This is a genomic window from Dyella solisilvae, from assembly GCF_003351225.1.
Taxonomy (GTDB): Bacteria; Pseudomonadota; Gammaproteobacteria; order Xanthomonadales; family Rhodanobacteraceae; genus Dyella; species Dyella solisilvae.
Genome location: NZ_QQSY01000002.1, coordinates 404722 through 429764 on the forward strand (window position 1 = coordinate 404722; position 25043 = coordinate 429764).

Below are 25043 nucleotides of genomic sequence, written 5' to 3' on the forward strand. Positions count from 1 at the left end.
AGGGCATCCTGCCCTGACGAAAAGTACCTGGCGTCCATGCCAGGCACCCCTGCGGGGCCTGATCGTCCACCCCTCACCGCCTCACAGGGGTTTGGGCGACGGCTCGTGCCGCTTCGCGACACATCGCGTCGCAAAACCCCAAGGCTCCTATGGAGACTATTTCGCGCTTGGCGCTTGGCGCTTGGCGCTTGGTTCTTGGCTCTTAGCTTTTCGCTTTTCGCTTTTCGCTTTTCGCTTTTCGCTTTTGGCTTCGGCTCTTGACCCCCTCCCCTATGGCGCGAGCGGGCGGGTGGAGGAATAGCCCGAAGGGTGGCCGGCAGGGATGCCGGCCAGTTTGACGTCAGGGCAGGAAGCCCTGTCGGCAAACCCCGTAACCCGCCCGCGGACCTGGAGGGCGAAGCCCGGAAGGCGCGCCATCGGGGTGGCCTCTCTTTTGGTTACTTTTCTCTGGCCACACAGAGAAAAGTGACCCGCTCGTCGGCAGACGAGCGGAAGCCCGCCGCAGGCGAGCAACCAGGAGGCACCCTCAAACCAAGAGCAAAAGGCACTGGATCCCAGCCTTCGCTGGGATGACGAGTAGGACAGGCCTTCGCTGGGATGACGGGTAGGAGAGGCCGTCGCTGGGATGGCGCCAAGCGGAGCACATCGACACGAGCTATCCGGGAGCAAACCTCGAATCCCATTGGCCCCTGCGATCAAATTGAACCAGAATCCCCCCACCGGGTACGAACGCATAGGCAGGACGAAGGCTTCCGGATGCCGCCATGCTCCACGGGCCAACCCAACCGGCACGACCCCGCGCCAGCGACTGCGATGAAGCGACGCTGCTGAGCCGCGTCGCCTCCGAGGACATGGAGGCGTTCGAGACGCTCTACCGCCTGTACGGCCCGCGCCTGCAGCGCTTCGTCAGCGGCATCACGCGGCAACCCGCGCTGGTCGAGGAAGTGCTCGATGACACGATGATGGTGGTCTGGCGCAAGGCCTACACCTTCAATCACGCCGCCAAGGTGTCGACCTGGATCCTTGCCATCGCTTACCGCCAGTCGCTCAAGACGCTCAAGCGGCTCGGCAGCCTTTCGGAAGTCGAACTCGACGAGGGCGTTGAAGCCGCCGCCCCCGGTCCCGATGACGAATTGCAGCACCTGGAGCTTCGCCAGCATCTCGATGCCGCGCTCGCCACGCTGTCGCCGGAACAGCGCACGGTGATGGAGCTCACCTATTACTTCGGCTACGCCTGCCGCGAGATCGCGCAGATCATGGGTTGCCCGGTCGATACGGTGAAGACGCGGATGTTTTACGCGCGACGCAAGCTCAAGCGATGGCTGGCCTCGCGCAGGGAGGCCATATGAACGGTCGGGTCATCAAGTTCGAAGGCTCCGCGCACGCGCAGGTCGACCGCCTGCTGCCGTGGTGGGTGAACGGCACGCTGGACGAGGACGAACGCGCACTGGTCGAGCAGCACCTTGCCGAGTGCCCGCCATGCCAGCACGAAGCGGCGTGGCTGCGTGGACTGCAGGAGCAATACGCCGAGGACGACGCGCCCGCGGCGGACGTCACCCGCGCCGCGCGCCGTCTGCGTCGCCGGCTGGCCAACGAGACACTGCACGTGCACGCCACGGCGCCGACGCCCTGGTGGCGTCAGGGCTGGCGGCTGGGCTGGCTTGCTGTGGCGCAGGCGGCGTTGATCATCGTGCTCGGCGCCAGCCTGTTTCACCAGCGCGCAGCCGGCTACCACACGCTGGGCGGCGCGGAGCCTGCCAATGCCGTGCTGGTGGTGGTGTTCGACCCGCAGACCAGCGAGGCGCAGATGCGCCAGCTCGTGCGTGATAGCCACGCGCATATCGTCGGCGGCCCCACCGAAGCGGGCGCCTATCTGATTTCTCTGCCGAGCAGCGGCGCGGCGGCCGCGCGCAGCCAGTTGCAAGGCTCGGGGCACGTGACGCTGGTTGAAAGCCTGGACGGCGGAGCACAGCCATGAAACGGCTTTACGCGGCCATCGTGCTGTGCGGGCTGTGGCTGGCCGCCAGCGCGTCCGCGCATGCTGCACAAGCGGACATGACCTACGCGACCCAGGATGACGGCGCGCAACTGCTGGTGATGCTGCGCGCCGCGCCGCCGCATCTGCACGCCACCGATGGTTACGCGGGCAACTACAGCGCGTCTGCCGACGAAAGCGGCCGCGAGCGCGTGGCGCGGCAACTGGCGCGCGAGTACGGGCTGCAGGTGAAAGACAGCTGGCCGATGCCGGCGCTCGGGCTGGACTGCTTCGTGATGCGCACCAGCGACGGGCAGAGCACCACGCTGGTGGCGAAACTGCTCGAACGCGACGCGCGCGTGGAGTCGGCCGAACCGATGCAGCGATTCCATGTGCTGGCCGGTCGCGATCCGCTCTATGCGCTGCAACCCACGGCCAGCCAATGGCATCTCGCCGAGCTTCACGCCATGACCACCGGCCGCAACGTCACCGTGGCCGAGCTCGACAGCGGCGTCGACACCACCAACCCCGACCTCACCGGTCAGGTGGCGCAAACGCACAATTTCGTGGGTGACGGCGACTATCGCGCCGAACTTCACGGCACCGAAGTCGCCGGCATCATCGTGGCGCAGGAAGGCAACGGCGTAGGCATCGTCGGCGTCGCGCCGCACGCACGCCTGCTCGCGCTGCGCGCCTGTTGGCAGGAGGCGGACGGCAACGCCGCCGCCAATTGCGACAGTTTCACGCTCGCCAAGGCCTTGCAGTTTGCGCTGGAAAACCACGCGACCGTGGTGAACCTCAGCCTGGCCGGCCCGCACGATCATTTGCTCGAGCGCCTGCTGGACACCGCCATCGCGCGACACGTCACCGTGATTGCCGCCGTTGATCCCGGCATCGCGGATGGCGGCTTCCCCGCCTCGCTGCCCGGCGTGCTGCCGATCGCCGACGAGCGGAGCAGCGCGGCTGCCATCCCCGGCCTGCTGCGCGCGCCCGGCGAGGACATACCCACCACCCTGCCCGGCGCGCGCTGGGACCTGGTGTCTGGCTCCTCGTACGCCGCTGCCGAGGTCAGCGGGCTGGTGGCGCTGGTGCGCGAACTGTCGCCGGATATCTCGCCGCAAGCCTTGCAGCACGCTCTGGCCGCGCGAAGTGCAGTAGGCTTGGCGACATTGCGGCCTGCGGTGATCGACGCATGTGCGGCCGTGGCGCAGGCTAGCGGCAACTGCACCTGCGGATGCGCCACGGCGAATGCCTCCACATCGGTGCCGCGCCGATGAGTACGCGCCGTGTTACGAACGCTCGTGGCAGTCGGTATCGCTTGCGTCGCGGTCGGGGCCCATGCGCAGGTCTCGGGCAACGCGACGCTGCTCTCCGACTACCGCTTTCGTGGCGTATCGCTCAGCGACGACAAGCCGGCGGCGCAGGCGTCGATCAACTTCGACGCACTTTCCAGCGGATGGTACGCCGGCGGCATGCTGTCGAGCGCGCGCGTGGAACAGAAGGACGTCGCGCAACTGCTCGGCTATGGCGGCTATGCGCAGCGTCTTGGCGCGGATTTCAGCTGGGAGGCGGGCCTGACCTACAGCCGCTTCACCGGACACGACGCCTACCCCTACGCCGAAGCCTATGGCGGCCTCGCATGGAAGCGGCTGGTGGCCCGCCTGTACTACACGCCGGATTACTTCAATTCCGGCGTGCCCGCGTGGTACCTGGATCTGGACGGCAGCCAGCCGCTATCAACGCACTGGTACCTGTTCGGTCACGTCGGCTGGCTGCGGCGCAACGGCGAGTTGAGCACCGACCACACTACCCGCTATCGCACGGACCTCCATGCCGGACTTGGTTTCACGCTCAAGCCGTTCGACTTTCAGCTGGGCTGGTCGGGCGTGCTCGGCTCGCACGGTTCGAGTTATTTCTTCGGTTATCCGGTGGATGAAAGCGTGAGCCGGGACGCTTGGATCGCCAGCCTTTCCTACGCCTGGTAACCGGCGCCGCGAGCATCGCCCGCAAGCAATTGAGGAAGGGAAGCGGCATCGCCTGATGCCACGGCGCCACGCCTACCGCCTCCCCCACGGCCGCGTCACCTGACGACGCCCCCGCTCCGCGCATGACGCGGCAGGCATGGATGCGCCCTTTTCCTTCCAACCCCCAGGAGGAATTCCCCATGGCACGCGTATCTCCCCGCACCCCCCTGCCCCTCCGCCTCATCGCCACCATGGTGATGACCGCGCTCGCGGCGCCGCTGCTCTATTCACCTCCGGTGGCCGCCGCTGGCAACGGCGCAGGCCACATCCTGATCGCCGACCAGTTCAACAACCGTGTCATCGAGGTCGATCCGGCTACCCACAAGGTGGTGTGGCAGTTCGGCAACGGCTCGGACCTGCCCGGTCCGCACAGCGTGGTAGGCACCAATGACGCGGAGCGCGTGGGAAGCTTCACGCTGGTCTCCGGCACCGGCACACCGCCGGGCTTGCCGGGTTGCTCGGACGTGGTCAATGGCTGCCCTGACAACCGCGTGTTCCTGGTCGGCCCACAGGGCAACATCGTGTGGCAGTACGGCCAGGCCGGCGTCGCCGGCTCCGGACCGAACCAGCTCAACACGCCGGTGCAATCGCTCTACGTGCAGAGCTTCCCTTCGCATCCGGGGCCGGCCGTGCTGATCGCTGATCAGGCGAACCAGCGCATCATCCTGGTCAACCTCAAGCACCAGATCGAATGGCAATACGGCACCACCGGTGTCAGCGGACTGGGCCCGAACCTGCTCAACAACCCCAACAGCGCCGAGGTGCTGGCGAATGGCCACATCCTGATCGCCGATGAGAACAACAACCGGGTCATCGAGATCACCGTTGGCGGGAGCCTGGTCGCCCAGTTCACCGCCGGGGGCTCGGTGAGCGGCGCGGCCTTCGCCAGCCGACTCCCCAACGGCGACACGCTGATCACCGACTCCAACAACAACCGCATCGTCGAGGTCGACGGCCATGACAACGTGGTGTGGCAGTACTTCACCAACACCGAGGCGGGCAGCAATCCCGCTCCGCTGCCGACGCGCGCCGTACGCCTTCGCAACGGCAACACGCTGATCAGCGACCAGTTCAATGATCGCGTGATCGAGATCGACAAGAACAAGCACATCGTGTTCGACCAGGGCGCGCTGAACGCACCCGGTTCGGGCTTCAATGAACTCAATGGACCCTACGACGCCAAGGTCATCGACGACTTCACTGGCCTGACGCCGCCGTTTGCGTTCTGATCATTCACCGGCTGCGGTTCATGCGGCCCAAGGCCCCACTCCCGGGTGGGGCCTTGCTTGCGTCCGCGGAGTTGGACTTACCCTAAGGCGCCGCCACATACACGTACTCGTGCTGGCCATCGCGCAGCACGAGCCGCTGCTTGCCGCCCGCATTGGCCACGACGAATTCGAAACCATCGACGGAAGGCGAAATCGTCACGAACGACACGCTTCCATCGTCGTTCTTGCGCGTGGCCACTTCGCTGCGCCACTGGCCAAAGTCGAACACCGTGGACTTGCCGTCATGCTGCACCTGGATGCTGCCCAGCGCCGCATTGCGATACACCGTCCCCAGCCCAGCCACTGCGGCCGGGTCGGCCGGCACCGCCAGGCGGCGACGTTCGGCGGCGATCTCCGCCTTGAGCCGTTTGACCCCAGCATTGATGTCGCCTTGCGCCTGCGGCTTGCCATCGAACAACACTTCCAGCAGGCGCCGCTGGAACGGACCGCGCAGGTAGTACCCACTGTCGGCGTTGGTGAGAATCACGGCGCCCACGTCCTGATCGGGCAGCCACAACATGTCGGAGTGGAAACCTGCCATGTCGCCGCCGTGGTGCACCACCGGGATGCCCCAGGTGTGGTCAACCACCAGGCCCATGCCGTAAGTAGCGGTTGTGCCCATCGCCACGTTGGGCTTTCGCCGCTCCAGCAGCGAATCTTTCGACACGTAGCGCTGACCGTCAGGTAGCAGGCCGTCGCTGAGCTCCATCTGCACGTAGCGCAGCATGTCGCTCACCGCGCTCCATGCTGCGCCTGCAGGGCGCGCCGCGCGGATCGAGTCGTTGAGTCCCATGCTCGCCACGGCGGTGTGTCCATCCACGTCGCGCCCATGCGGCGTGGCGTGGTCGCCCAGCAAGGCGCGGTCGTAGTCGAACGTGGTCAGGCGCATCCCCAGCGGGTCGAACACCTGCTTCTGCATGGCGAGATCGTATGCGGCGCCCAGTTCCAGGTTCGGATAGAGCACGTGCGCGCCGGCGTAGCCTGCCGCCGCCGCCATCAGGTTGGAGTACTGGAACAGTTCGCCGAACTTGCTGGTCGGCTGCATCCCGGCCAGCGCCTTGAGCACGCTTTCCGGCGTGGCGTCGCGGCTGTTGAAAAGCCATTCCATGTCCTGCCGCGGCATGCCTGTGCAGGCGCAGATCAGGTGGCGCATCTGCACCTCCCGGGTGGTCTGCGCGTCGCCGAGCTTGAACGAAGGCATCACTTCCACCACCGGCGTGTTCCAGCCGAACTTCTGCTGGTCGACAAGGCGCGCCAGCATCAACGTGGTCAACGCCTTGGTGTTGGAGGCGATCATGAACAACGTGTCGGCGTCGACGGGCTCGGGCTTGCCGATCTCGCGCACGCCCAGGCCACCGGCGAACACCACCTTGCCATGGTCGATCAGGCCGATCGCGACGCCCGGCACGTCGTACGCCTTGCGCGCGTCGTTGACGAAGCTCTTCAACGTCTCCACGCGCGCAGCGTCCAGCGGGTGCGCCTTGCGTCCGGCGAAACTCTCGCGCTTGTACCCCTTGGGCAGCAGGCGGTCGTAGATGGCGCGCAACTGCGACGCGCGCTTCTCGCCGACGGCATTGTCGAAGTCGTAGATCAGCACCGTGTACTGGCCGTCGCGTCGATAGGCGATGGCGGTCACGCTGCGCTTGTCGTTGGCCGAGGTTTCGTAGTCGTAGACGCGGATCTGGTCCCAGTTGTCACGCGGCGACAGGTCATTCGCCACTTCCAGCGGCCAGGTCTTCGCCGGTGCATAGAGTTTCCAGGCCTGAGCCACTGCGGCGTCGGGATCAGTCGCCGCGACGTCCACCAGCACCGCCTGCGAGCCCGACTCCGGTGGACTGAGCGTGATCTTCGGACCGCTGGCGCGAACGGTCCACCCGCCCGGCGCCACGAACTGCGTGCCTGAGGAGGTGGTCCTTGGCGTGTCCGCCTTCTCCGTCACCACGGCGCTGGCCGCGTTCGCCGGCGGCGTGGCGGCCAGCGATGGCATGGCGAGGCAAAGCAAACCAAGGAAGGCAACGCATCGCATCAACATGGAGGTACCTCGTGGCGGGAGGGAACGCTCTGCTGTCGGCAGGCTCCGGACCGGCAAGCCGGATTCGGTGCGGCGAAAGTGGATGGTGGCCCGAGGGAGTCTACACAGGCTGCCCGTGGTTGCCAGTGCGCGCATGACTTCAAGCACGTCCGGTCGCCATGGCGATCGCGCCAGAATCCGCCACCGCAAGGTTGCACCAGCCGTTTTCCCCACTCCCCGAGAAGGACCGGCCTCATGAATCGTGTGACAGGTTTGCGTTGCGCCGCCGCGTGCGCGGCATTCGTAGCCACGGCGTTGTCCGCCGCCCCCATCGATTCGCCCACTCCCGAGATCTTCGCTCCCGGAGTGATATCCGGCCCGGCCAACGAAGACTCCGCGGCGTTCACGCCTGACGGCGACACGGTGTTCTTCGATCGCATCAGTTGGCCGAATGCGGTGATCCTCGTCTCGCACAAGATCAACGACGTCTGGACGTCGCCGCAGATCGCGCCTTTCTCGGGCCAGTGGCTGGACCACGATCCGGCCATGGCGCCGGATGGATCGTTCCTGATCTTCAGCTCCAACCGACCTGACGCCGAGGGCGGCAAGCCACTCGATGCGGTGATGGCCAACGGCAAGGTGAGTCCCGGCTCGGGCGGACACCTGTGGCGGGTGAACCGCCAAGGCAATGGCTGGGGCAAACCGGCGCGATTGCCAGATAGCGTCAACAGCAGCACGCGCACCTATGCGCCGAGCATCGCCGCCGACGGCAGCGTGTACTTCCAGCGGCCCGGCGGCGATGGCGACTTCCGCCTGTTCCGCTCGCAGTACAGGGACGGCCACTATCTGCCGCCCGTAGCCGTGCCGCTGGGCGACGCCGCGGCCCACAAGCTCGACCCGGCCATCGCGCCCGATGAATCGTTCATCGTGTTCGACGCCAATTTCACCGGCAAGGACGATCCGGATCGGCTCTATATCGCCTTTCGCGAGGGCGAGGCCTGGGGCAAGCCGATCGACCTGGGCCCCGTGATCAACGCGAAGGGCCCGTGGGGTTCGCACCTGGGTCCGGATCACCGCACCCTGTACTTCAGCAGCACGCGCTCGGTGAAGGTGAATTACCCGCGCACGCGCGAACAGGCTGCACAGGACCTCGCGCGCATGCAGGCGTGGGACAACGGCAGCGACAACATCTGGGCCGTGTCGCTGGCGCCTTGGCTCGACGCGCACCACGGCGGCGGTTGATCACTCACGCGCTGGCCCGTCCGAGGTTGAAGATGAGGCCAAACGGATCGCGCAAGTAGCAGCGCGGAACCGATGCATCCTCCTCGACCAGGGTGCAGCCGGCGGCGAGCAGACGATCCCTGGTCGCCGCGACGTCGTCGACCAGGAACTCGAACACCGGGCCATGCGCGCTGCCGCGCTCCACATACAGGGCGAAGGCACCAGTCTCGAAGCGGGCGAGCGCATCGCCCGCCGGCGTCATGGCCAGGCCGAGCACCTCGCCGTAGAAGGCCATGGCTTCTCCCCACCGCTCGGTGCGGACGATCACATCACGCGAAGCGCGGATCTCTGCGGACATGACACCCTCCATCGATCGCCGCGCCTTCGTGCGCCGCGCGGGCGCGACGAAGGCGCGCCGTCAGCCCGCCGTCGGGCCGACCACTCGTCAGCTGCTGTGGTCGAGGACGATCTTCCAGCCGCTGGCCGTCCGCTGCCACAACAGCGAATAGACGCCGTCGTCCTTGCCGGCATCGCCATGGGCGGTACGCTCGAGATGGAAGCGGCCCGTCACCATGGCGTAGGTTGCGACGCCATCGGCGCACGGCAGCAACCGTACCTCGATGTCCGAGTAGCTGAGCGTACCCATCTGTTCTTTCGAGGCGTAGTTCTTCTGGTAGTTCTCCAGGATCGGGCGATAGCCGTGGCGAATCCGGGAGCCGATGAAAGTGGTGTCGGTAGCGTCGTTGTAGGCCTGCATGAAGGCGACGATGTCGCCGCGATTCCATGCCGCCTGCTGGTCGAGCATGATCTGGCGGATCGTCGCTGCGTCGTCCGTTGCGGCCCGCGCCATCGGCGCGATGCCGGCGAACGCGACCATCGCCACCATCCATGCGATCAAGCCTGAAAATCCCTTGCGCTGCATGCCTCGTCCCCATGTGGTTGGTTGCGCGGCAAACTTACCACGCGCATCTCACCTCACCATCGATCCAAGGGTGGCGCGCGCACCCTCGCCTCAGGTACCCCGCGGCTTGGCGCGGTGGGTGGGAGCCGCCGTCCACGGATCATCCGGCCAGGGGTGGCGCGGGTAGCGCCCCTTCAGCTCTTTTTTCACTTCCGGATAAGTGCGCTCCCAGAAGCCCTTGAGGTCCTGTGTGACCTGGATCGGGCGGCCAGCCGGCGACAGCAAGTGCAAAGTCACCGGAATGCGACCGTTGGCGATGCGCGGAGTATCGGCGAGGCCGAACAGCTCCTGCAGCTTCACCGCGAGCACAGGCGGTTCGCCTTCCGCGTAGTCGAGGCGGCGACTCATGCCGCTGGGCACCGTCAGGCTTTCGGGCACCTGCGCGTCGAGCTGGCGGCGCTGTTCGTAGTCGAACAGGCTGCCGAGCGCCTGCGACAGTTCCTCGGCGCTCAGGGCGTCGATGCGTCGCTTGCCGTTGAGGTACGGCGCCAGCCAGTCGTCGAGCGAAGCGAGCAGGGCCTCATCGGAGAGATCCGGCAGGCCAAGCTCGGGCATCCAAGCACGCAGCGCCTGCATGCGCGCCCGCAGGCGACGTGCGTTGTCGCTCCACGGCAGCGTGTCGACGCCCTTGGCGCGGATCGCCGCGAGCAGCGCGGGCAGCGCGTCTTCCGCCGTTACCGGCACACTTCGACGATCCAGCACGATGGCGGCGTAGCGATGTTCCTCGAAGGCTTCCATCGCGTTGCGCTGATCGTTCCAGCGCAGCACGCGCTCGCGCCGGAACTGCGACGGGTAGTCGCGCTCCAGCACGCGCGGATCGAGCGGCGCCGCGGCGAGAATCAGGCTGTCGCGCGCCTCGAAGCGAAGATCCAGCGCCACCAGCCAGGGCTCGCCGAGCAGCGCGGTGCTTTCGTGCAGCCGCGCGCCACGGCCGTTGGCGAGCGTGTAGCGCAAGGGGTTGCCGTCGTCGCGGCGCGCGACGCGATCGGGGAATGCATGCAATAGCAGGTCACCCACCGCGTGGCTGTCGGGCATGCCGCTAGCCGCGCTGCGGACGTCGAGCCGGCGGCGCCAGCCCTTGCTGGCCTGCTCGATCGCGGCCAGCGCGCCCGCATCGGCGCCGCCACGCGCGCCGGCCGTATGACGATCGCGCCAGGCGTGCAGCGCGGTGACGCGCGCGCGGAAATCGTCGGTGCGCGCCAACTCGCCGCGCAGCGGCGAACGCGCCTCCATCAACGCCAGCAGGTCCGCCACCAGTGCGCGCAACTCAGGCGCCGCGCGCAGGGCGGCAGCGCCGAGGCGCGGCGTGGCGCCCAGTTCGAGCATCTCGCGGCCTAATGAGGTGATGCGACCGTCGGCCGCCAGCGCACCCAGCAGCACCAGCAGCTCGCGACCCTGCGCCAACGCGCCTGACGGCGGCGCATCGAGCCAGCACAAATCATTGCCGCTGCCGGCGGTGATGCCCCATGCCGCCAGTTCCAGCGCGAGACCGGAGAGTTCGGCCTGGGCGATTTCCGCGGTGCGCGAGGCGTCCAGCCGTTTGCTCTGCGGCCACAGGCGATACGCCGTGCCCTCGGCGACGCGGCCGGCACGGCCGGCGCGCTGATCGGCGGAGGCCTGCGAGATATTCACTGTCTCCAGGCGTGTAAAGCCGGAGTTGGGATCGAAGCGCGGCTCGCGCGCCAGGCCACTGTCCACCACCGCGCGGATGCCCGGCAGGGTGACGCTGGACTCGGCCACATTGGTGGCGAGCACCACGCGTCGCGTGCCCGGCTCGGCCGGACTCAGCGCCGCCTGCTGCTCGGCCATCGACAGCTCGCCGTGCAACATCACGATCTCGATGCGCTCGTCCAGCGATGCCTCAAGCACGGCTTGCGTCCGCGCGATCTCGCGCCGCCCCGGCAGAAACGCCAGCACATCGCCCTCGTTCTCTTCCAGCGCCTGCCGTGCGATACGCGCCAGCTGATGCTCCACACTCTCCTGCACACGGGCCGGCGGATAGTCCACCCGCACCGGGAAACTCCGGCCGGGGCTGGAGATGCGCGGCGCGTCGAGCCACTGCGCGATGCGCTCGCCATCGAGCGTGGCGGACATCACCACGATGCGCAGATCCGGGCGCAAGGTGCCCTGCACGTCCAGCGCCAGCGCCACGCCAAGATCACCGGCGAGGTGTCGCTCATGGAATTCGTCAAACAGGATCGCGCCGATGCCATTGAGCTCGGGATCATCCTGGATCAGCCGGGTAAGGATGCCTTCCGTCACCACTTCGATACGGGTGGCGGCGCTGATCCGCGACTCGAAGCGGATGCGGTAGCCCACCGTCTGGCCCACTTCCTCGCCCAGCTGCCTGGCCATGAACTGCGCGGCGGCGCGCGCCGCGATGCGACGTGGCTCCAGCACCAGGATCTTGTGCCCGGTCATCCACGGCTGCCCGAGCAATGCCAGTGGAACCTGGGTGGTCTTGCCGGCGCCCGGCGGCGCCTCCAGCACCAGCCGCGGATGTGCGGCAAGCGAGGCGCTGATCTCCGGCAGCACAGGGGTAATGGGAAAGGACGGCGAGTTGCTCATCCCGCCAATGATAACGGGGCGGCGTTGCCCTCAGGCCGCCCAGCCGAGGAAGGTCTCTCGTTGGCGCTGAATGGCGGGTTTCTCTTCCCCATGAGAAAGGCTGGAGCGAAACGCGCGAACGCTCTTCTCTAGCGCGCCAGCATCACGTTCTTCGCCTCGATCTTGACCACCCCCGAAAGCGCCGATGCCGCCAGCGCCAGCAGGGGCGGCCCGAATATGACGGGGTCTATTTGCCCCCTTCGAAAATGGTTGTCCACCCCGGGTCGACCGCAGGCCGTTCTAGCGTTGCTGGAACACAAGGGTGTTGCCACTGGGGTCATCGATGTATACCTCGCGCGTACCCCAACTCTGATCGACCGGCGCATCGTGCACCGGCGATCCAGCACGTGTCGGCACGACAAGGCCTCGCGCCCTGAACGACTCGAACGCCGAGTCGACATCGTCGCAGAGCACGATCGCCGAACCGTGCCCGTAATGGCCCTCTTTTGTCGCAAGTGCGAGATGCATTTCGTCTGCGCCACGCATGAGTCCGGCGTAGATGGCCCGCTCGTCGGGCCACGCAAACGCAATCCGAAAATCCAGTACAGCCGTGTAAAAGCGCATGGCCTCAACCATGTCCCTCACGATCAAGATGGGAATCACCATTGGCCTCTACCTTACTTTGATCGACCGCCCACGGAGCGCAGGGAAGAACGCCAGCGATCCAGTCGTCCGCTACGGGTCGCAAGCAGCGCTTGATACAGCCAGGCAGGGATTAGACTCAATCGACGACTTGCTTCCGCCGCGCCGGAACGATGAGAAATTCTCGTGTCTGCCCACGACTGACGGCGGCCCGATCACGGCTCCCTTAACGTACTCTGCCGAACCCGCGAAATTGCCTCAAAGCTGCCCGGAAATAGCCGGCGTCCGCGGCGCTAGCTTCGGAGGCTGGGCGAGCGATCAACGGAAGCGCCGTCCACGGCAGCGATGGATGCTGATGGTGCAACCGGTGAAGGTGATGATTCATCAACACCGGTCGCCAGATGGCCGGCGCGCGAAAATTGCGCGCCCGCCCCTCTTCGTCAAGCGTGACATCGTAGTGCGGCAGGTTATCGGCCAGAGAGATCCATATGCCTCGCAAGACCATCGTTACGGCCAGCGCCGGCCACCACGCCCCATAGAAGTAAAAGACGCAGCCGTAGAGCGCAACCGACAGCATCCAGTCACGCCTTATGCGAGTGCGCCGCTCCTTGTTACCTGCAAAGGCAACGAACATCCGCTGGATGTCCCGTCCTGTGGGCTCTTCGCTGCGAAGCTTGTGCTCGACGAGTCGGCACGCCCAGGTTGAAGGCAGAAAGGTGAGCAACGGCAGCGCAACTTCCCCCAGATACATGCCGCCCAACAAGTGCGCGTAATAGCCGACACTAGCAAGGACGTGAGGCGTCGCGCCATCATGGACGTCCGGGCGGTCATAGGACTCCCGCGTAAAACGGTGATGCATCAGGTGACCGAAGCGCACCGCATCGAATGGCAACGCGAGGGCGATGGCCAACGCTCTTCCAACCCACTCGCTCAGCCGCCGCTGCTCCAGGAGTCGCCCATGGATGGATTCATGGATCAGCCCCCAATGCGCCGGAGTCAGCACCACGAGCGGGACGGCGACCCACAGCGCACTTGCTCCCCAGTGCCGCAGCAGGAATGGCCACGCGATGAGTTGTGTCAGTACGGCGGTCCCGACCACGCCGAGTAACGTCAAATTCGCGTGAAGGTCGATGGGAACATGCTGATCCGTTCCCGGTTCCGCCATGGTTTTGGCGTCATCCATTCCGACTGCTACCTGCGGACCCATCCTTCCCTCCGTAAGCAGAGAATAGCCACTGCACAACCTGCAAGCCCCTTTGCGCGCTTCAGAAAGCTGCAACAGCCCGAGGGCAGCACGAGATCACGACGGTCGCTCGTCACTCGCCTTGATCATTAGGTGCGCCCAGGGTCAGAAGCGGAGCTTCCCGGACTATAACCGGAGTGGCGGTCCGGACGCGTGATCATCGCCAGCGGGGTATTCGGCGCGCACTCGAATCTCGATCACTCTGACTGAAATCTGCAACCATTGAGGTGAAACGGCGGGTCACCCTCGAACTTGGCAACCGAGCTGCGCGCCGCCCCGACAAGCCGCACGCGTCACAAGGCGCCTGGATCGACCTTCTTGCGGGCAAAACGATCAACGGCGCGCCGCCTCTATCTCCGATATGTGGCTATCGATGCTACGCAGCGCAAGAGCACGCTCAATCGCAAGGTCATTGTCATAGACGCTCGCCACACGCGAACGCCTGTTCCTCATCCATCTCAGCTGTGCGTCAAAGTCGTCACTCAGCGACAGGGGAAGCATGACCAACGCATCAACCATCTGTCGATCGGATATCACTCGATTTTTCGCGTACCTCAGCAACTCGGTCGCGTGGTGATCGCCAAATTGGCCAAGCGCAACTAGGCTGTCCTCCAGCTCTCCGCCATCAAGCTGACTCAAGTGCTCCGCCAGGAATCTGGCAGACCAGAAGTCCCCACTTTCGACATGCAACAGCAATTGATCCAACGTTTCGCTTGTTGAACTGACGAAAGCCCAGCATCCGCTGTCATCGCCGCCATCAAGGGTCGATAACGTCTGTTTGCTCGGGTTGGACAGGAAGAGTTCAACACCTTCCTGGCAAGCGGAGGCTGCCGTGCGGTCATCGGCCCGGACACCGCCCACAGTCAACAATGTCGTGATCAACGCAAAGACAAGCTGACGGAATCTGGAAACTTTCGTCATGGCGCGGGACCCACATGATGGCGCTCTGCCACTGTTGGCTTACCGATAATCCGTGGCCTGCGCACGGTTTGGCATTCGCATCAAACTCGAAGAGATTACTTCAGGAACGGCTTGCTCAGCACTGCGTGGCCCGGAATGACACTGGCGGCGGCTTCCGACCGGGGTGATGGCGGATGCACCACCGCGTAGGACGCACTAATAGCTACGTTCGGGTTTTCGAACCTCGCGCCCTGTCCATCCCCCGGCAATAAAGCGGGTACACCCACGCGCCGACGGGGCGAAATTGGCGAGCTCCCTCCTTCACACCGAGCTATCGACGTATTCGCGCCGTCCGTAGCGCCCGGACGGCTACTTGCCCTTGCCGATCCGCCAGCAGGCTTCCAGGAAAATCCGTCGCTCCGGCTCGCTGTCGATTTCCGGCGCCAGTCGCCGCGCAAGGTCGTCCAGGTCACCACAAGCCTGCGCCGCCCGGCGCACGAGGTGTCCGGCCACAGGGCCGATGCGCCTGGCTAGCTCTACTTCCAGCAGCCGCAGGTGAGCCGCGTCGACGCCGGCGGACGGACGTCCGGAATCCGCTTGCCCGGCGGCTCGCGATGGCTCGTGCGTGGCGTGACTGTCGTGAATGGCGAAACCTCCGAGGGACGTATCGAGGTAATCGCACAGACGATCGATATGAGGTTCAAGGGGAGACGGAAAGGCATCCATCCAGTGTTGCGTGCTGAGGAAATACTCCAGGCTCTTCGATGGCACTACGTCTTCTATCCGGAACGGGAGGATAGGCAAGCGCTTGTGCACTGCGCGCTCCACCTCGCGGCGCACCTGGTCCGAGTCGTTGCTGCTGCCGGAGAAAACCAGGACCATGAGCCGCGCACTGGCAATCGCGTCGATGATCTCGGCGGCCCAGTCGGCCGCCGGGGAAACGTCACGCGGCGCGATCCAGACGCTGATGCCGTGTTCCTCCAGGCGGCGCACCAGCGCAAACGCAGCCTCACGATCCGGCTGCGAATAGCTGACGAAGAGATCGTGTGTCATGGCTCAGCCGCCCAGCATTCGCAGCGCCTTGTCCAGGCTCTTGCGCATGCGATTGAAGGCGGCCGACAGGGCAGTCACCTCAGCCCCTCCGCCTTTCGGGAAATCGGGGGCCGCCGTGTCGCCGAGGCTCACTTGGTCGGCTATTCGTGCGATCCGGCGAACCGGGCGAATGACCAGCAGATAGAGCGAAGCATTGACGATCAGCCATACGCTGGCGAGCACCGCACCGATGGCAGTCAGCACCTCGCGGCGGACGCGCCCGGCGTTGGCCTCCGCACTGGCGAACGGCACTGAGACGATCTGCGCGCCAACGACTTCATCTGGCTGCCATCCAAATCCGTTGTCGCTGCCATAGCGCGCGAGCATCGTTGCAGGCGCCGCGGAAGGCAGGCTATGGCAGGCCAGGCAGCCAGCTTCGACGCGGATCGGGCGCGCCACGTAAAGGCTTCTGCCCATGGGGGTCTCACGTGTACCGCTTACTTGTCGGGTAGCGCCGTCATTGCGAAAGCGCTGCACGATGTCCGCTTCCCAGTCCGTCGCGCGGTCGCGTGGATTGGTGGGGTTGAGCGTGGCTTCCTTGTACGCGTAGTCGGGGTGCTCTTTGCGCAGCGTGATGAAGTGTTGCGTCGCTGCGTAAAACGGCACGCTCTGCGGGCGGAACGCGCTGGCCATCTTGTCGTCGAGCAACGGCCCGATCTCGGTCTCGGTATAGGTGCGAATGGCCGCAGCGCTGTCGATCATCAGACCGGCCTGGGCAAGGACTTCGCGCGTTGCGTTTTCCTGCAGCGTTGAAGTCACGACCAGGGAGATCGCGGCCATGCCGAGCGCGAAGGCGACTAGCAGTATGAGGTTGATCCGCAGCAGCACGCTCGGTCCCCCTACTGGGGCGCAGGTCCACGGACCCGGCCCCGACTGTATTCATGGCTGTTGGAAGTTCATCGACGCCCCCAGAAATCCGCCATCCATGCCGTCGTGGGAATGATGGCACAAAGCGGCAGGGAGCGGGCGCCAGGCCAGCCCGTGCTTTCGTCGTTACATCAATAGCTTAGATAGGCATGGCGAGACACCCAGGGCCAGGCAGAGCCGTGCCGCGGTGGTCGACCACGACAGTTATCCCTCGGGAAGCCGGGGACGCGAACTGCAACGCAAAGGCAGGATGGACCGCACCCGTGGGCGAGCGTCACTGGTGATGCGCCGGGGCATTCAAGGCTGCGCGGGGCTTCGTCCATTTGAATGACAACGACAGAACGGCGCTTCCGTTTCGGGCCGGAAGCAGTCCCCACCGTCGACCCGGAGACCACGGCTGGAACACACGCCGCTTATGGGCTGGATCGCCCGAAAAGTCGCTTATGCACAGGCGTTACATGCTCCTGCCGTTTTGTTATTTCCAGATCCGCCATGGCCAGCGAATACTCCACGAAGACTTGGGGGAGAAGGACCCATGGCGCGCATTCCCTGGCATCGGGCGCCACAGCCCCGTTTCCGGGCCAAGCTACAGCCGGGCTGCAACCCATGGCACGACACAGAGATTTGATGGTGGGCGAGCATTCGACATATCGGTTGCCTATGGGCACACCGCTTTTCTGCCTCATTGGCCTCTACGCGCTAGGTTTCCTGATAGCGGCGCAGCCAAGTCTCACGATGCTGTTCGCTGGAAAAGTGGTCGTCGCAGCGTACTTCCTCGTCAGCACCTTGCTCGGCATATACCTCTACAGCTATCGCGTGATACTCGACGCAACATCCATACGGACGGGCGCGCTCTTCCTCAGGAAGATGGAATTCGCCGATGTTGTTCGAGCCAAGTACGCCCAGGACAATGACTCTGGGCAAATCATCCTGTATGCCAGCAATGGAATGCGGATCCGCATCGGGGAAACCATCAACGACTTCGCGGATTGCGCCAGAGCGATCAACTCGAGACTGCCCATGCATCTCTTGATCACCCCTGCCGGGCGCACGACGGACGTTTTGAGTGGTAGCGACCTGGTTTAGGGCCGGTCAGTACTTTGGGTGGGTTCCCTTCCAGTCGGAAGCAGACGGTGCGCTAGTTGCGCCGGAGAGCCACGATCAAGATCAGCAGCCCTATGCCGAGCGCAGCTCCTACAGCCATCCAAAGCCTGGTCCCTCGTGGAAGCAAGGCCAATGTGAACGCGGCGCCTGTACAAGAGTAGGAATCAGCGGACATCGAGGGATTGGGCTGGCTCCATGGTCTGAGAATATGCAGATAAACCACTGCGAAGCATGCGATCACAACCCTCGTGCGCCAATTCAAGCTCCATGATTTAGCCAATGTCACTCCCGAGTTTCATCGTGCATCCGGCTTTATTCCAAGGCCTGCGATGGGTTGAGACTTCAGCCGGTCGAGAGCGGATGCAATTCGCTACCAGCTTCAAACTCCCTGGCCGGCCTTGAGGGAACATCCGCGCCGTCGTTGATGGATACGTCGAAACGAGCATTCATCCCGCGCAGGTTCAAGCCTCTTCACGCGAACAAAGAGGAAGTCGCCAAGGAGATGAGTTCTCAACGTGCAGACGTCGTCCTGCCACGCTACGTGGTTACCAAGCCGTGGCTGTTCACATGGGCCTGACCGTGCGGATTGATCTGATAGGCACGGTTGCAGCGGCGCCACTTCCTTCGGCTATCGATTGGCGTCGGCCTTGACGTCAGGTTCCGGCAAGCAACTCGCATCCCATTCATGTCTCTCGTCGATAGGCCATAGGAACTATCTACGACATGCATCGACTAACGGTGACCCAGTTGTGATTGGCCTTCACCAGATGAGCCACCTTCCACCCTTGAAGAAACCAGCGTCAGACGCACTCTTTCACGTCACCTAGATGCATCGAGGGGGATCGTCGCGACACCTGCCGGTTCGGGGAGTCGTGCACGGGACTTTGTCTATGATTGTGGCGGCCCGATCGGCGCGCCTGCAGGGATGCCGGCCATCCGGCGCAACCACTGCAACCACTGCATTAAGGTCGGAGCGCACGTGCATCCGTGCTAGCAGGCCCTCGCCATCGTACCTTCATGAGGAGACCTGCCATGCTATTGCACCTCAAGCGCAAGCTGGTGACGGCGTCGCTGACGCTGCTTCTCGCCGGCGCCACCGTGTCGACCGCACTTGCCGCCAATCCCGGCCAAGCCACCGAGGCGGGCGCGACCAGCGCGAACGCACTGATCAACGCGTCCGTCGTCCTGCGTGTCCACAATCAGGATGCACTGGAGAACTTTGCCAGGGATGTCTCCAGCCCCGGAACATCCAACTTCCGGCAGTTCATCACCACGGAGCAATTTGCCGCCAGGTTTGGCGCAAGCGATGCGGAAATCAGTCGCGTAACCCACTATCTGCAGACTCACGGTATCCAAGTCAATGAAGTGGCGAGCAACCATCTACTGATCAAGGCCAGTGGTACTGCCGCCCAGTTCAACGCCGCGTTCGCCATCGGTCTCCGTAACTATGTAAGGAACGGCCGCGTCTACCATCGCCCTGATCACAACCCAAGCTATCCGGCAGGACTGGTGGATGTCGTCGCACACGTAGCTGGCTTGTCAAACGAATCGTTCCGCACGCCAAAGAACCATCGCTCGCTCGAACAGCCGAACTTCTCTGCTACATCCAACTTCGTTCGGTCGTCCACGGCATCGGCCAGCGGAAGCCCGTCCGTCACGTTTGGCACGCCACTCACGGTGTTCGACGTTGCCAACATCTATGACATCAATCCGCTCTACGCCGCCGGCATCAGTGGCGCTGGCTCCACGGTAGGCATCGTCACGCTGGCCGACTTCACTCCGATGGATGCCTACACCTACTGGGCAATGATCGGGCTGCCGGTGAAGTCAAACCGCATTCTCGATATCCCCGTGGATGGAGGGGGCCAGCTGAGCGGGGCCGCCGGGTCCGATGAGACAACGCTGGATGTCGAGCAATCGGGCGGGCTAGCGCCGCAGGCCAACATTCGCGTGTACCAGGCCCCCAACACTGACCCGGCCTTCATCGACGCCTTCAATCAAGCCATCTCCGACAACGTCGTCGACTCGATCTCGACCAGCTGGGGTGAACCGGAGGTGTTCCTGTACCCGACGGCGTTCGATGGCAACATCGACAACCGGGGGGAATTCGCAGCCTTCCATCAGTTGTACCTCGAAGCAGCAGTACAAGGTATTTCCCTGTTTGCCGCTGCGGGCGACTCGGGAGCGTATGACACCAACCGTGACGGCGCTCCCTACCCGTTCTTCACCAAGGTGCTGACTGTCGATCATCCGGCCTCGGACCCCGCCATTACCTCGGCCGGCGGCACCACGCTGCCCTACTCGCATATCTTCAGAGGCGCCACCGTACCGTTTGTAGTGCCCACGGAAGAGGTGTGGGGCTGGCAAGGACTTCAGAACTATCTGAACACCTACGCTGGACGCAATGTCGACTTGTTCTCAACAGGCGGCGGCGGTGGTGTCAGCATCGTCTTTCAAGAACCGTTCTATCAGCTCTTCACCCATGGTATCCGCACGACCGAGCCCAACCAGAACTGGGTGGACGTCGTAGACGGCAATATTGAGCTCCTGAAGCTTCCTGCGAACTTCCATGGACGCAATCAGCCGGACGTGTCGCTCAATGCCGATCCGGAAGTTGGTTACTTGGTGTATACGACGCTGCCCGACGTAGGAACGGTCCAGGCGGGTGGAACCAGTTTCGTAGCGCCGCAGCTCAACGGCATCACGGCACTGCTGAAGCAGGCTGACCATCGCCGCATCGGCTTCTGGAATCCGCAGATCTATCTGCTGCAGAACGTGCTCGGCTATGGTGGATCGTTCAGCCCGTTCCACGACATCACCCACGGCGACAACTGGTTCTACTCGGGCATCGCCGGCTATGACGACGGGGCTGGCATCGGCACACTGGATGTCACCAATCTGTCGCTCTGGCTCAACGCCTTCTGAGCCTCACATTGAGCAACCGGCGGCGCCTCGCGCGCCGCCGGTTTTCTTCAAGGCATTTCGATACGGGATGACCACCATCTGTGTGCGGCCAATTCCGACCGTCACGAAGCATTAGAGTCGATGGAGAAGATTGCATTGGGCGCCTGGCCCGGCTGCTCGCCAACGCGGGGTCAAATGTGGGCAGCATGTCAAAGGAAAGCGAAGAAGCCACTGAACGCAGCGACCGTCTTGTCATGGCTGGCGGAGAACGCTCTTGCCCATGCCATGCGACGCGAAGTCGCGGCAACCTGGGAGCGCGGCCCCTGCGAGCCCAGTCGGAGTAAATCCCGACAAACCGGCCTGACCTGCACTGATCCCGGAAGCGCGTTCAAAACAAACGCGAACCGAAGTTCGCCTCGCTGTCTTCCTGAAGGATGGCAATTCCCGGCTGGCGGCGCAGTTGCTAGACCCGTTTGCTCACGACGCCCGGGCTAGATCCGCATAAAGTGACGGAAGCTGCGCGTCGTCCGCCGCGGTAGTGGACCGGGCTTCGGCGTGCATGGAACCGAAGTGCACATCGTCGATGAGCCCAACCACCTCCCGCACCCACTCTCCATAGGTTTGGCGCACGCGATCGCGGATTGGTGACGCCAGGTCGAGCTCGTCCATCGTCTCCTTGATCTTCGCGATGGCCTTGCGCGCGGCCTGCGCCATCTGGGCGACCGGGTCAACGTAGTCCTGGCCAACAAACTTCTCGAGGAAGGTGAGGGCCTCTTCGGTGGTCATGTCCTGTTCGCTCACAAGGGGTCCTCAAGAGTCGCTGCGCCAATAGGCGGAATGGTTGGCGACAGAAATTGTATGTGCTTGACGAAGGCCGTTGGGCGCCTTCAGACCGGGGTGCGTCATCATGACTCGATGCGGGAAGCACGCCAGGAGCACTTGCAATTCGCAGACGTCCACTTCATCTCGACAGTGAACGTCGCCGGACGCCAGTTCCGGACAATGCGCCCACAGGATGCGCGAAGCGCGCTCTATCGACGCTTTCTGAGCGGGTCGAGCAGCGGCTTCAGACCGTTGTGATCGAGCTCCAGCGCGAGGGCAAGCAGATTGCCGAGATCTCCCGGCGGGAAGCCCTTGCGTGCGTACCACGCGAGATACGCGCCCGGCAGGTCGGCGATAAGGCGACCCTGGTACTTGCCGTAGGGCATGGCCATCGTGACCAATCGCTGGAGGTCTTCCGGTTTCATGGGGCGTTCCAGTGCAGGCGATCAGTGCGCCGCTGGTACTCGCCCTTGGTGACGTCCCACATTCGATACTCCGAATCAAACCCATCGTGGCGAATGCCGCTTCAGATAAAGCGCTGGCGCGCCTGCCGCCATACGCTTCGTTGACGGCCGCCCGAACAAGGCCGCCGCCAGGAATGCTAGCGAATTCCCGCCGCCCGGCTCAACGCCGGTCAATCCCAGCGATTGGCATTCTTTGGGAAGCCCGGACGCTGAAACCGCACGACGCAGAATCGATGCCCCGTCGGCGCCTGCATCACCACCCAACGCTCGAGGCGCTCCGCCACGCGAGCGCCCAGTTTTTCCAGGCGCGCCACTTCAGCCGGGATGTCATCGGTCTCGATATCAATATGCACCCGGCTCTCATGCGACACCCGCTGGATCTGAACGATGGGTTCGCCATCCGGTGTTTCCAGCATGCGGTAGTTGTCGCGCGTGCCAGGGTGCTCCGGGTCGACTGCTCGCCCCAGCGCCGCGGCCCAGAAGCTCGCGGCCTGATCGACGTCAGCCGTATTGCAGTCGATGAGCAGTGCACATAGGCGAGAGTGATGCATGACGTCCTCATCCGAAGCGGGTGGCAGCCGATCTGAAGATGTTCATGGGGTGGCGAGGCTGAAGATCGCCAGGAAACCGTGACCTACCGGAATGCCATCTCGGCAGTTAGATAACGAACCACATGACGATCGCATGGTACTCCGGCTGACTTGACTCAAGCGCTGCAAAGCACGAAACCGTCACCCCAGCGAAGGCTGGGGTCCAGAGCCTTAAAACCCCTGGATTCCGACCTTCGTCGGAATGACGACCTTGAGCCGCTGCTGTGTTCGATTAGCAGATCTGAGTGGCCATCCGAACGCTGCCTATGCATCACCGCCTCGACGCTTCCCGCTGCTTGCGGAACTCAAGGGCCGGCAACCCACCCCAACCCCAGTTGTCCGGATCCACCTCGTCGATCACCACAAAGGTGGAATCGAAGGGCTTGTTCAGCACGTCCAGCATCAGCTGGCTCGCGCCCTTGATCAGGGCGGCCTTTTCTTCCGCCGTCACTGCGTTGCGACCAGGCGCCGTGCCCTCGCGCGTGATCTGGATGTTTATGTAAGGCATGACGTTCTCCTCGATGTGTGCAGGGCGGGCCGAAGCCCGCCCGCGTTCGCTTTAGTGACCCGCGCTCTGGCCACCGTCGACGTGCAGCACTTCGCCCGTCACGAAACCGGCCGAATCCAGGTACAGCACGGCATCCACGATGTCGGCGATGTCACCCATGCGACCGACCGGATGGAGCGCAGCGAGGAAATCATGGGTCTCGGGACCGTGCATCGGGGTCTTGATCACGCCCGGCGACACGGCATTCACGCGAACGCCGCGCTTGGCGTATTCGATGGCAAGCGACTTGGTCGCCGCGTTGAGGCCGCCCTTGGTGAGCGAGGCCAGCACCGAAGGCACGCCATCGATGGCATGGTCCACAAGGCTGGTCGTGACGCTCACGACATGGCCGCTACCCTGCTTCTCCATCTCGGAGATGGCCAGCTGCGTGATATTGAAGAACCCGTTGAGGTTCACGGAGAGGTTGTTGGCGTAATCGTCCGCCGTATAAGCAGTAAACGGCTTGGCGGTGAAAATGCCAGCGTTGTTGACCAGCGTGTCGACACGACCGAAGCGAGCCAGTGCTTCCGACACAATCTTCTGCGCGACGGCGCGGTCGGCGATGTCGCCCTGCACCGTGATCACGTCCGGATCGCTGGAGGCCTGGATGTTGCGGGAATTGGCGACGACACGATAGTTGCGATCGCGGAAGGCCTTGACGAGGCCCGCGCCGATACCCTGCGATGCGCCAGTGACGATGGCGACTTTCTGCTGACTGTTCATGGTTGAGTCTCCGGTAGTTGTGAACGTTTCGGCGGTATGCCGACCGGGTTGCTGACCCGATGAACACAAGCTACGCGCAGACTTTGGACGTGCGAATCCACGTCATTCGGTAGACATTCTTCCGCGGCGCGGTTGAATCGGCGCCTTGGGCGCCATCTCCATTTCCTTGGACAGGCTGGCGAAACGCGAACGCAACCGCGGCAGTGCGAAATCGACAAACGCCCGAACCTTGGGGACAGACAGCCGCCCGAACGGCGACACGATGTGCACCGGGATGGGCGCCGGCTCCGCCTCGGGCAGAACAACCTGCAGCAGACCCTGCCTCACTTCGCCGGCCACGTGATAGGAGAGCACCCGGGTCAGCCCGTGCCCTTCCACCGCCGAAGCCACGGCCGCGCGCACATTGTTGACGACAAGGCGCGGCGTGAACGCCACGGAGCGCGCGATGGACGAGCCCTCGACAGGTGGAAAACTCCACGAGTCGGGCCCCATATGGGTCGAGGCAATGACCTGGTGCTTGCCAAGATCCGCCGGCTCGGAAATCCGTGGATGCGTGGCGAGATAACGCGGCGACGCCACGATCACTCGCCGCACTTCGCCGACCCGATGCGCCACAAGGGTCGAATCGGCGAGGTGCGTAATGCGCAACGCCAGATCCAAGCCCTCTTCCACCAGGTTGACCGCGCGCTCGAGCAGGTTCATCCGCACGCTGACGGTGGGGAATTCATCCATGAAGGCGTCCACGATCGGACGAAGCACTTCAACGCCCGAGAATACGGTGGCGCTAATGTTCAGCATGCCGCGAGGAACGGAACGTTCACCCGCAGCGTTCCGGTCCGCTTCTTCCAGGTCCATGAGTACTTTGCGACACGCCAGCGCATAGCGCTCGCCCGCCTCGCTCAGCTTGATGGAGCGCGTGGTCCGGTGCAGCAGCGGCACGCCCACATGCGCTTCAAGAAACGCTATCGCGCGGCTCACCGCAGCGGCGGATCGTCCGGTCTTGCGGCTGGCTCCGGCGAGACTCCCTTCGTCCAGTGCTGCGACGAAGATCTTCATGGCGTCGATGCGATCCATTGGGGCTGCCTCGCCTACCGTGGTGGAAAGAATGCGCCTGAATTTGACGCGTGGTCATGGGCAA

The 25043-nt window shown here is 64.1% G+C and carries 23 protein-coding genes; 8 read left to right on the forward strand and 15 right to left on the reverse strand.

Features of this window, described 5'->3' with window-relative positions; genetic code table 11:
• Positions 1-764 precede the first annotated feature (764 nt).
• The 5 genes from DVT68_RS09100 to DVT68_RS09120 all read left to right on the forward strand — a co-directional run bounded on the left by DVT68_RS09100 (position 765) and on the right by DVT68_RS09120 (position 5228).
• Entirely contained in the window at positions 765-1349 is a 585-nt protein-coding gene (locus DVT68_RS09100) for an RNA polymerase sigma factor (RefSeq protein WP_114824757.1), read from the forward strand.
• Positions 1346-1978, forward strand: coding sequence for a zf-HC2 domain-containing protein (locus tag DVT68_RS09105; RefSeq protein ID WP_158543476.1), 633 nt, complete (start codon positions 1346-1348; stop codon positions 1976-1978). The genes DVT68_RS09100 and DVT68_RS09105 overlap by 4 nt, the downstream gene beginning before the upstream one ends.
• Positions 1975-3252 (forward strand): S8 family peptidase, encoded by a 1278-nt coding sequence (locus DVT68_RS09110; protein ID WP_114824759.1) that lies wholly within the window; start codon positions 1975-1977, stop codon positions 3250-3252. The genes DVT68_RS09105 and DVT68_RS09110 overlap by 4 nt, the downstream gene beginning before the upstream one ends.
• A gap of 24 nt (positions 3253-3276) precedes the next feature.
• A complete protein-coding gene (locus DVT68_RS09115; protein WP_158543477.1) occupies positions 3277-3960 on the forward strand; it encodes a TorF family putative porin in 684 nt (227 codons plus the stop codon).
• A 179-nt stretch (positions 3961-4139) separates the two neighbouring features.
• Positions 4140-5228: an NHL repeat-containing protein gene (locus tag DVT68_RS09120; protein ID WP_114824761.1), complete on the forward strand. Its 1089-nt coding sequence runs from the start codon at positions 4140-4142 to the stop codon at positions 5226-5228.
• An 82-nt stretch (positions 5229-5310) separates the two neighbouring features.
• Here the strand turns inward: DVT68_RS09120 and DVT68_RS09125 are convergent, their stop codons facing one another.
• Positions 5311-7299, reverse strand: a complete 1989-nt coding sequence (locus tag DVT68_RS09125; protein ID WP_233523408.1) for a serine hydrolase domain-containing protein — start codon at positions 7297-7299, stop codon at positions 5311-5313.
• 234 nt (positions 7300-7533) lie between these two features.
• Between DVT68_RS09125 and DVT68_RS09130 the strand changes: the two genes are divergently transcribed.
• The gene (locus DVT68_RS09130) at positions 7534-8520 is read left to right on the forward strand and encodes a TolB family protein (protein WP_114824763.1); all 987 of its coding nucleotides are present in this window, start codon (positions 7534-7536) and stop codon (positions 8518-8520) included.
• 4 nt (positions 8521-8524) lie between these two features.
• Here the strand turns inward: DVT68_RS09130 and DVT68_RS09135 are convergent, their stop codons facing one another.
• The 8 genes from DVT68_RS09135 to DVT68_RS09170 all read right to left on the reverse strand — a co-directional run bounded on the left by DVT68_RS09135 (position 8525) and on the right by DVT68_RS09170 (position 16712).
• Entirely contained in the window at positions 8525-8857 is a 333-nt protein-coding gene (locus DVT68_RS09135; protein ID WP_114824764.1) for a VOC family protein, read from the reverse strand.
• 87 nt (positions 8858-8944) lie between these two features.
• Positions 8945-9397, reverse strand: a complete 453-nt coding sequence (locus DVT68_RS09140) for a YybH family protein (protein ID WP_233523409.1) — start codon at positions 9395-9397, stop codon at positions 8945-8947.
• A gap of 114 nt (positions 9398-9511) precedes the next feature.
• Complete coding sequence (gene hrpB / locus DVT68_RS09145) at positions 9512-12028, reverse strand: ATP-dependent helicase HrpB (RefSeq protein WP_114824765.1); 2517 nt, start codon at positions 12026-12028, stop codon at positions 9512-9514.
• 279 nt (positions 12029-12307) lie between these two features.
• Positions 12308-12673, reverse strand: a complete 366-nt coding sequence (locus DVT68_RS09150; RefSeq protein WP_114824766.1) for a VOC family protein — start codon at positions 12671-12673, stop codon at positions 12308-12310.
• 202 nt (positions 12674-12875) lie between these two features.
• The gene (locus DVT68_RS09155; protein ID WP_233523410.1) at positions 12876-13832 is read right to left on the reverse strand and encodes a fatty acid desaturase; all 957 of its coding nucleotides are present in this window, start codon (positions 13830-13832) and stop codon (positions 12876-12878) included.
• A 393-nt stretch (positions 13833-14225) separates the two neighbouring features.
• Complete coding sequence (locus DVT68_RS09160; RefSeq protein WP_114824767.1) at positions 14226-14813, reverse strand: hypothetical protein; 588 nt, start codon at positions 14811-14813, stop codon at positions 14226-14228.
• Positions 14814-15161: 348 nt separating this feature from the next.
• Positions 15162-15845, reverse strand: coding sequence for a toll/interleukin-1 receptor domain-containing protein (locus DVT68_RS09165; RefSeq protein WP_114824768.1), 684 nt, complete (start codon positions 15843-15845; stop codon positions 15162-15164).
• Between the two features lie 3 nt (positions 15846-15848).
• Positions 15849-16712, reverse strand: coding sequence for a Tll0287-like domain-containing protein (locus DVT68_RS09170; protein ID WP_199536016.1), 864 nt, complete (start codon positions 16710-16712; stop codon positions 15849-15851).
• Between the two features lie 531 nt (positions 16713-17243).
• Here DVT68_RS09170 and DVT68_RS09175 point away from each other — a divergent pair.
• Positions 17244-17837, forward strand: coding sequence for a hypothetical protein (locus DVT68_RS09175; protein ID WP_147281691.1), 594 nt, complete (start codon positions 17244-17246; stop codon positions 17835-17837).
• Between the two features lie 1050 nt (positions 17838-18887).
• The gene (locus DVT68_RS09180) at positions 18888-20780 is read left to right on the forward strand and encodes a S53 family peptidase (RefSeq protein WP_114824770.1); all 1893 of its coding nucleotides are present in this window, start codon (positions 18888-18890) and stop codon (positions 20778-20780) included.
• A gap of 456 nt (positions 20781-21236) precedes the next feature.
• Here the strand turns inward: DVT68_RS09180 and DVT68_RS09185 are convergent, their stop codons facing one another.
• From DVT68_RS09185 to DVT68_RS09210, 6 genes are all read right to left on the reverse strand, one after another.
• Positions 21237-21545: a hypothetical protein gene (locus DVT68_RS09185; RefSeq protein WP_147281692.1), complete on the reverse strand. Its 309-nt coding sequence runs from the start codon at positions 21543-21545 to the stop codon at positions 21237-21239.
• 245 nt (positions 21546-21790) lie between these two features.
• On the reverse strand, positions 21791-22006 hold the full coding sequence (locus DVT68_RS09190; RefSeq protein ID WP_114824772.1) for a DUF3820 family protein: 216 nt from the start codon (positions 22004-22006) through the stop codon (positions 21791-21793).
• Positions 22007-22215: 209 nt separating this feature from the next.
• On the reverse strand, positions 22216-22596 hold the full coding sequence (locus tag DVT68_RS09195; protein ID WP_114824773.1) for a VOC family protein: 381 nt from the start codon (positions 22594-22596) through the stop codon (positions 22216-22218).
• 310 nt (positions 22597-22906) lie between these two features.
• Positions 22907-23143: a tautomerase family protein gene (locus tag DVT68_RS09200; RefSeq protein ID WP_114824774.1), complete on the reverse strand. Its 237-nt coding sequence runs from the start codon at positions 23141-23143 to the stop codon at positions 22907-22909.
• 51 nt (positions 23144-23194) lie between these two features.
• The gene (locus DVT68_RS09205; RefSeq protein WP_114824775.1) at positions 23195-23905 is read right to left on the reverse strand and encodes an SDR family NAD(P)-dependent oxidoreductase; all 711 of its coding nucleotides are present in this window, start codon (positions 23903-23905) and stop codon (positions 23195-23197) included.
• A gap of 102 nt (positions 23906-24007) precedes the next feature.
• Positions 24008-24979 carry a LysR family transcriptional regulator gene (locus tag DVT68_RS09210; RefSeq protein ID WP_114824776.1) on the reverse strand — a complete coding sequence of 324 codons (972 nt, stop codon included), beginning with the start codon at positions 24977-24979 and terminating at the stop codon, positions 24008-24010.
• Positions 24980-25043: the final 64 nt, after the last annotated feature.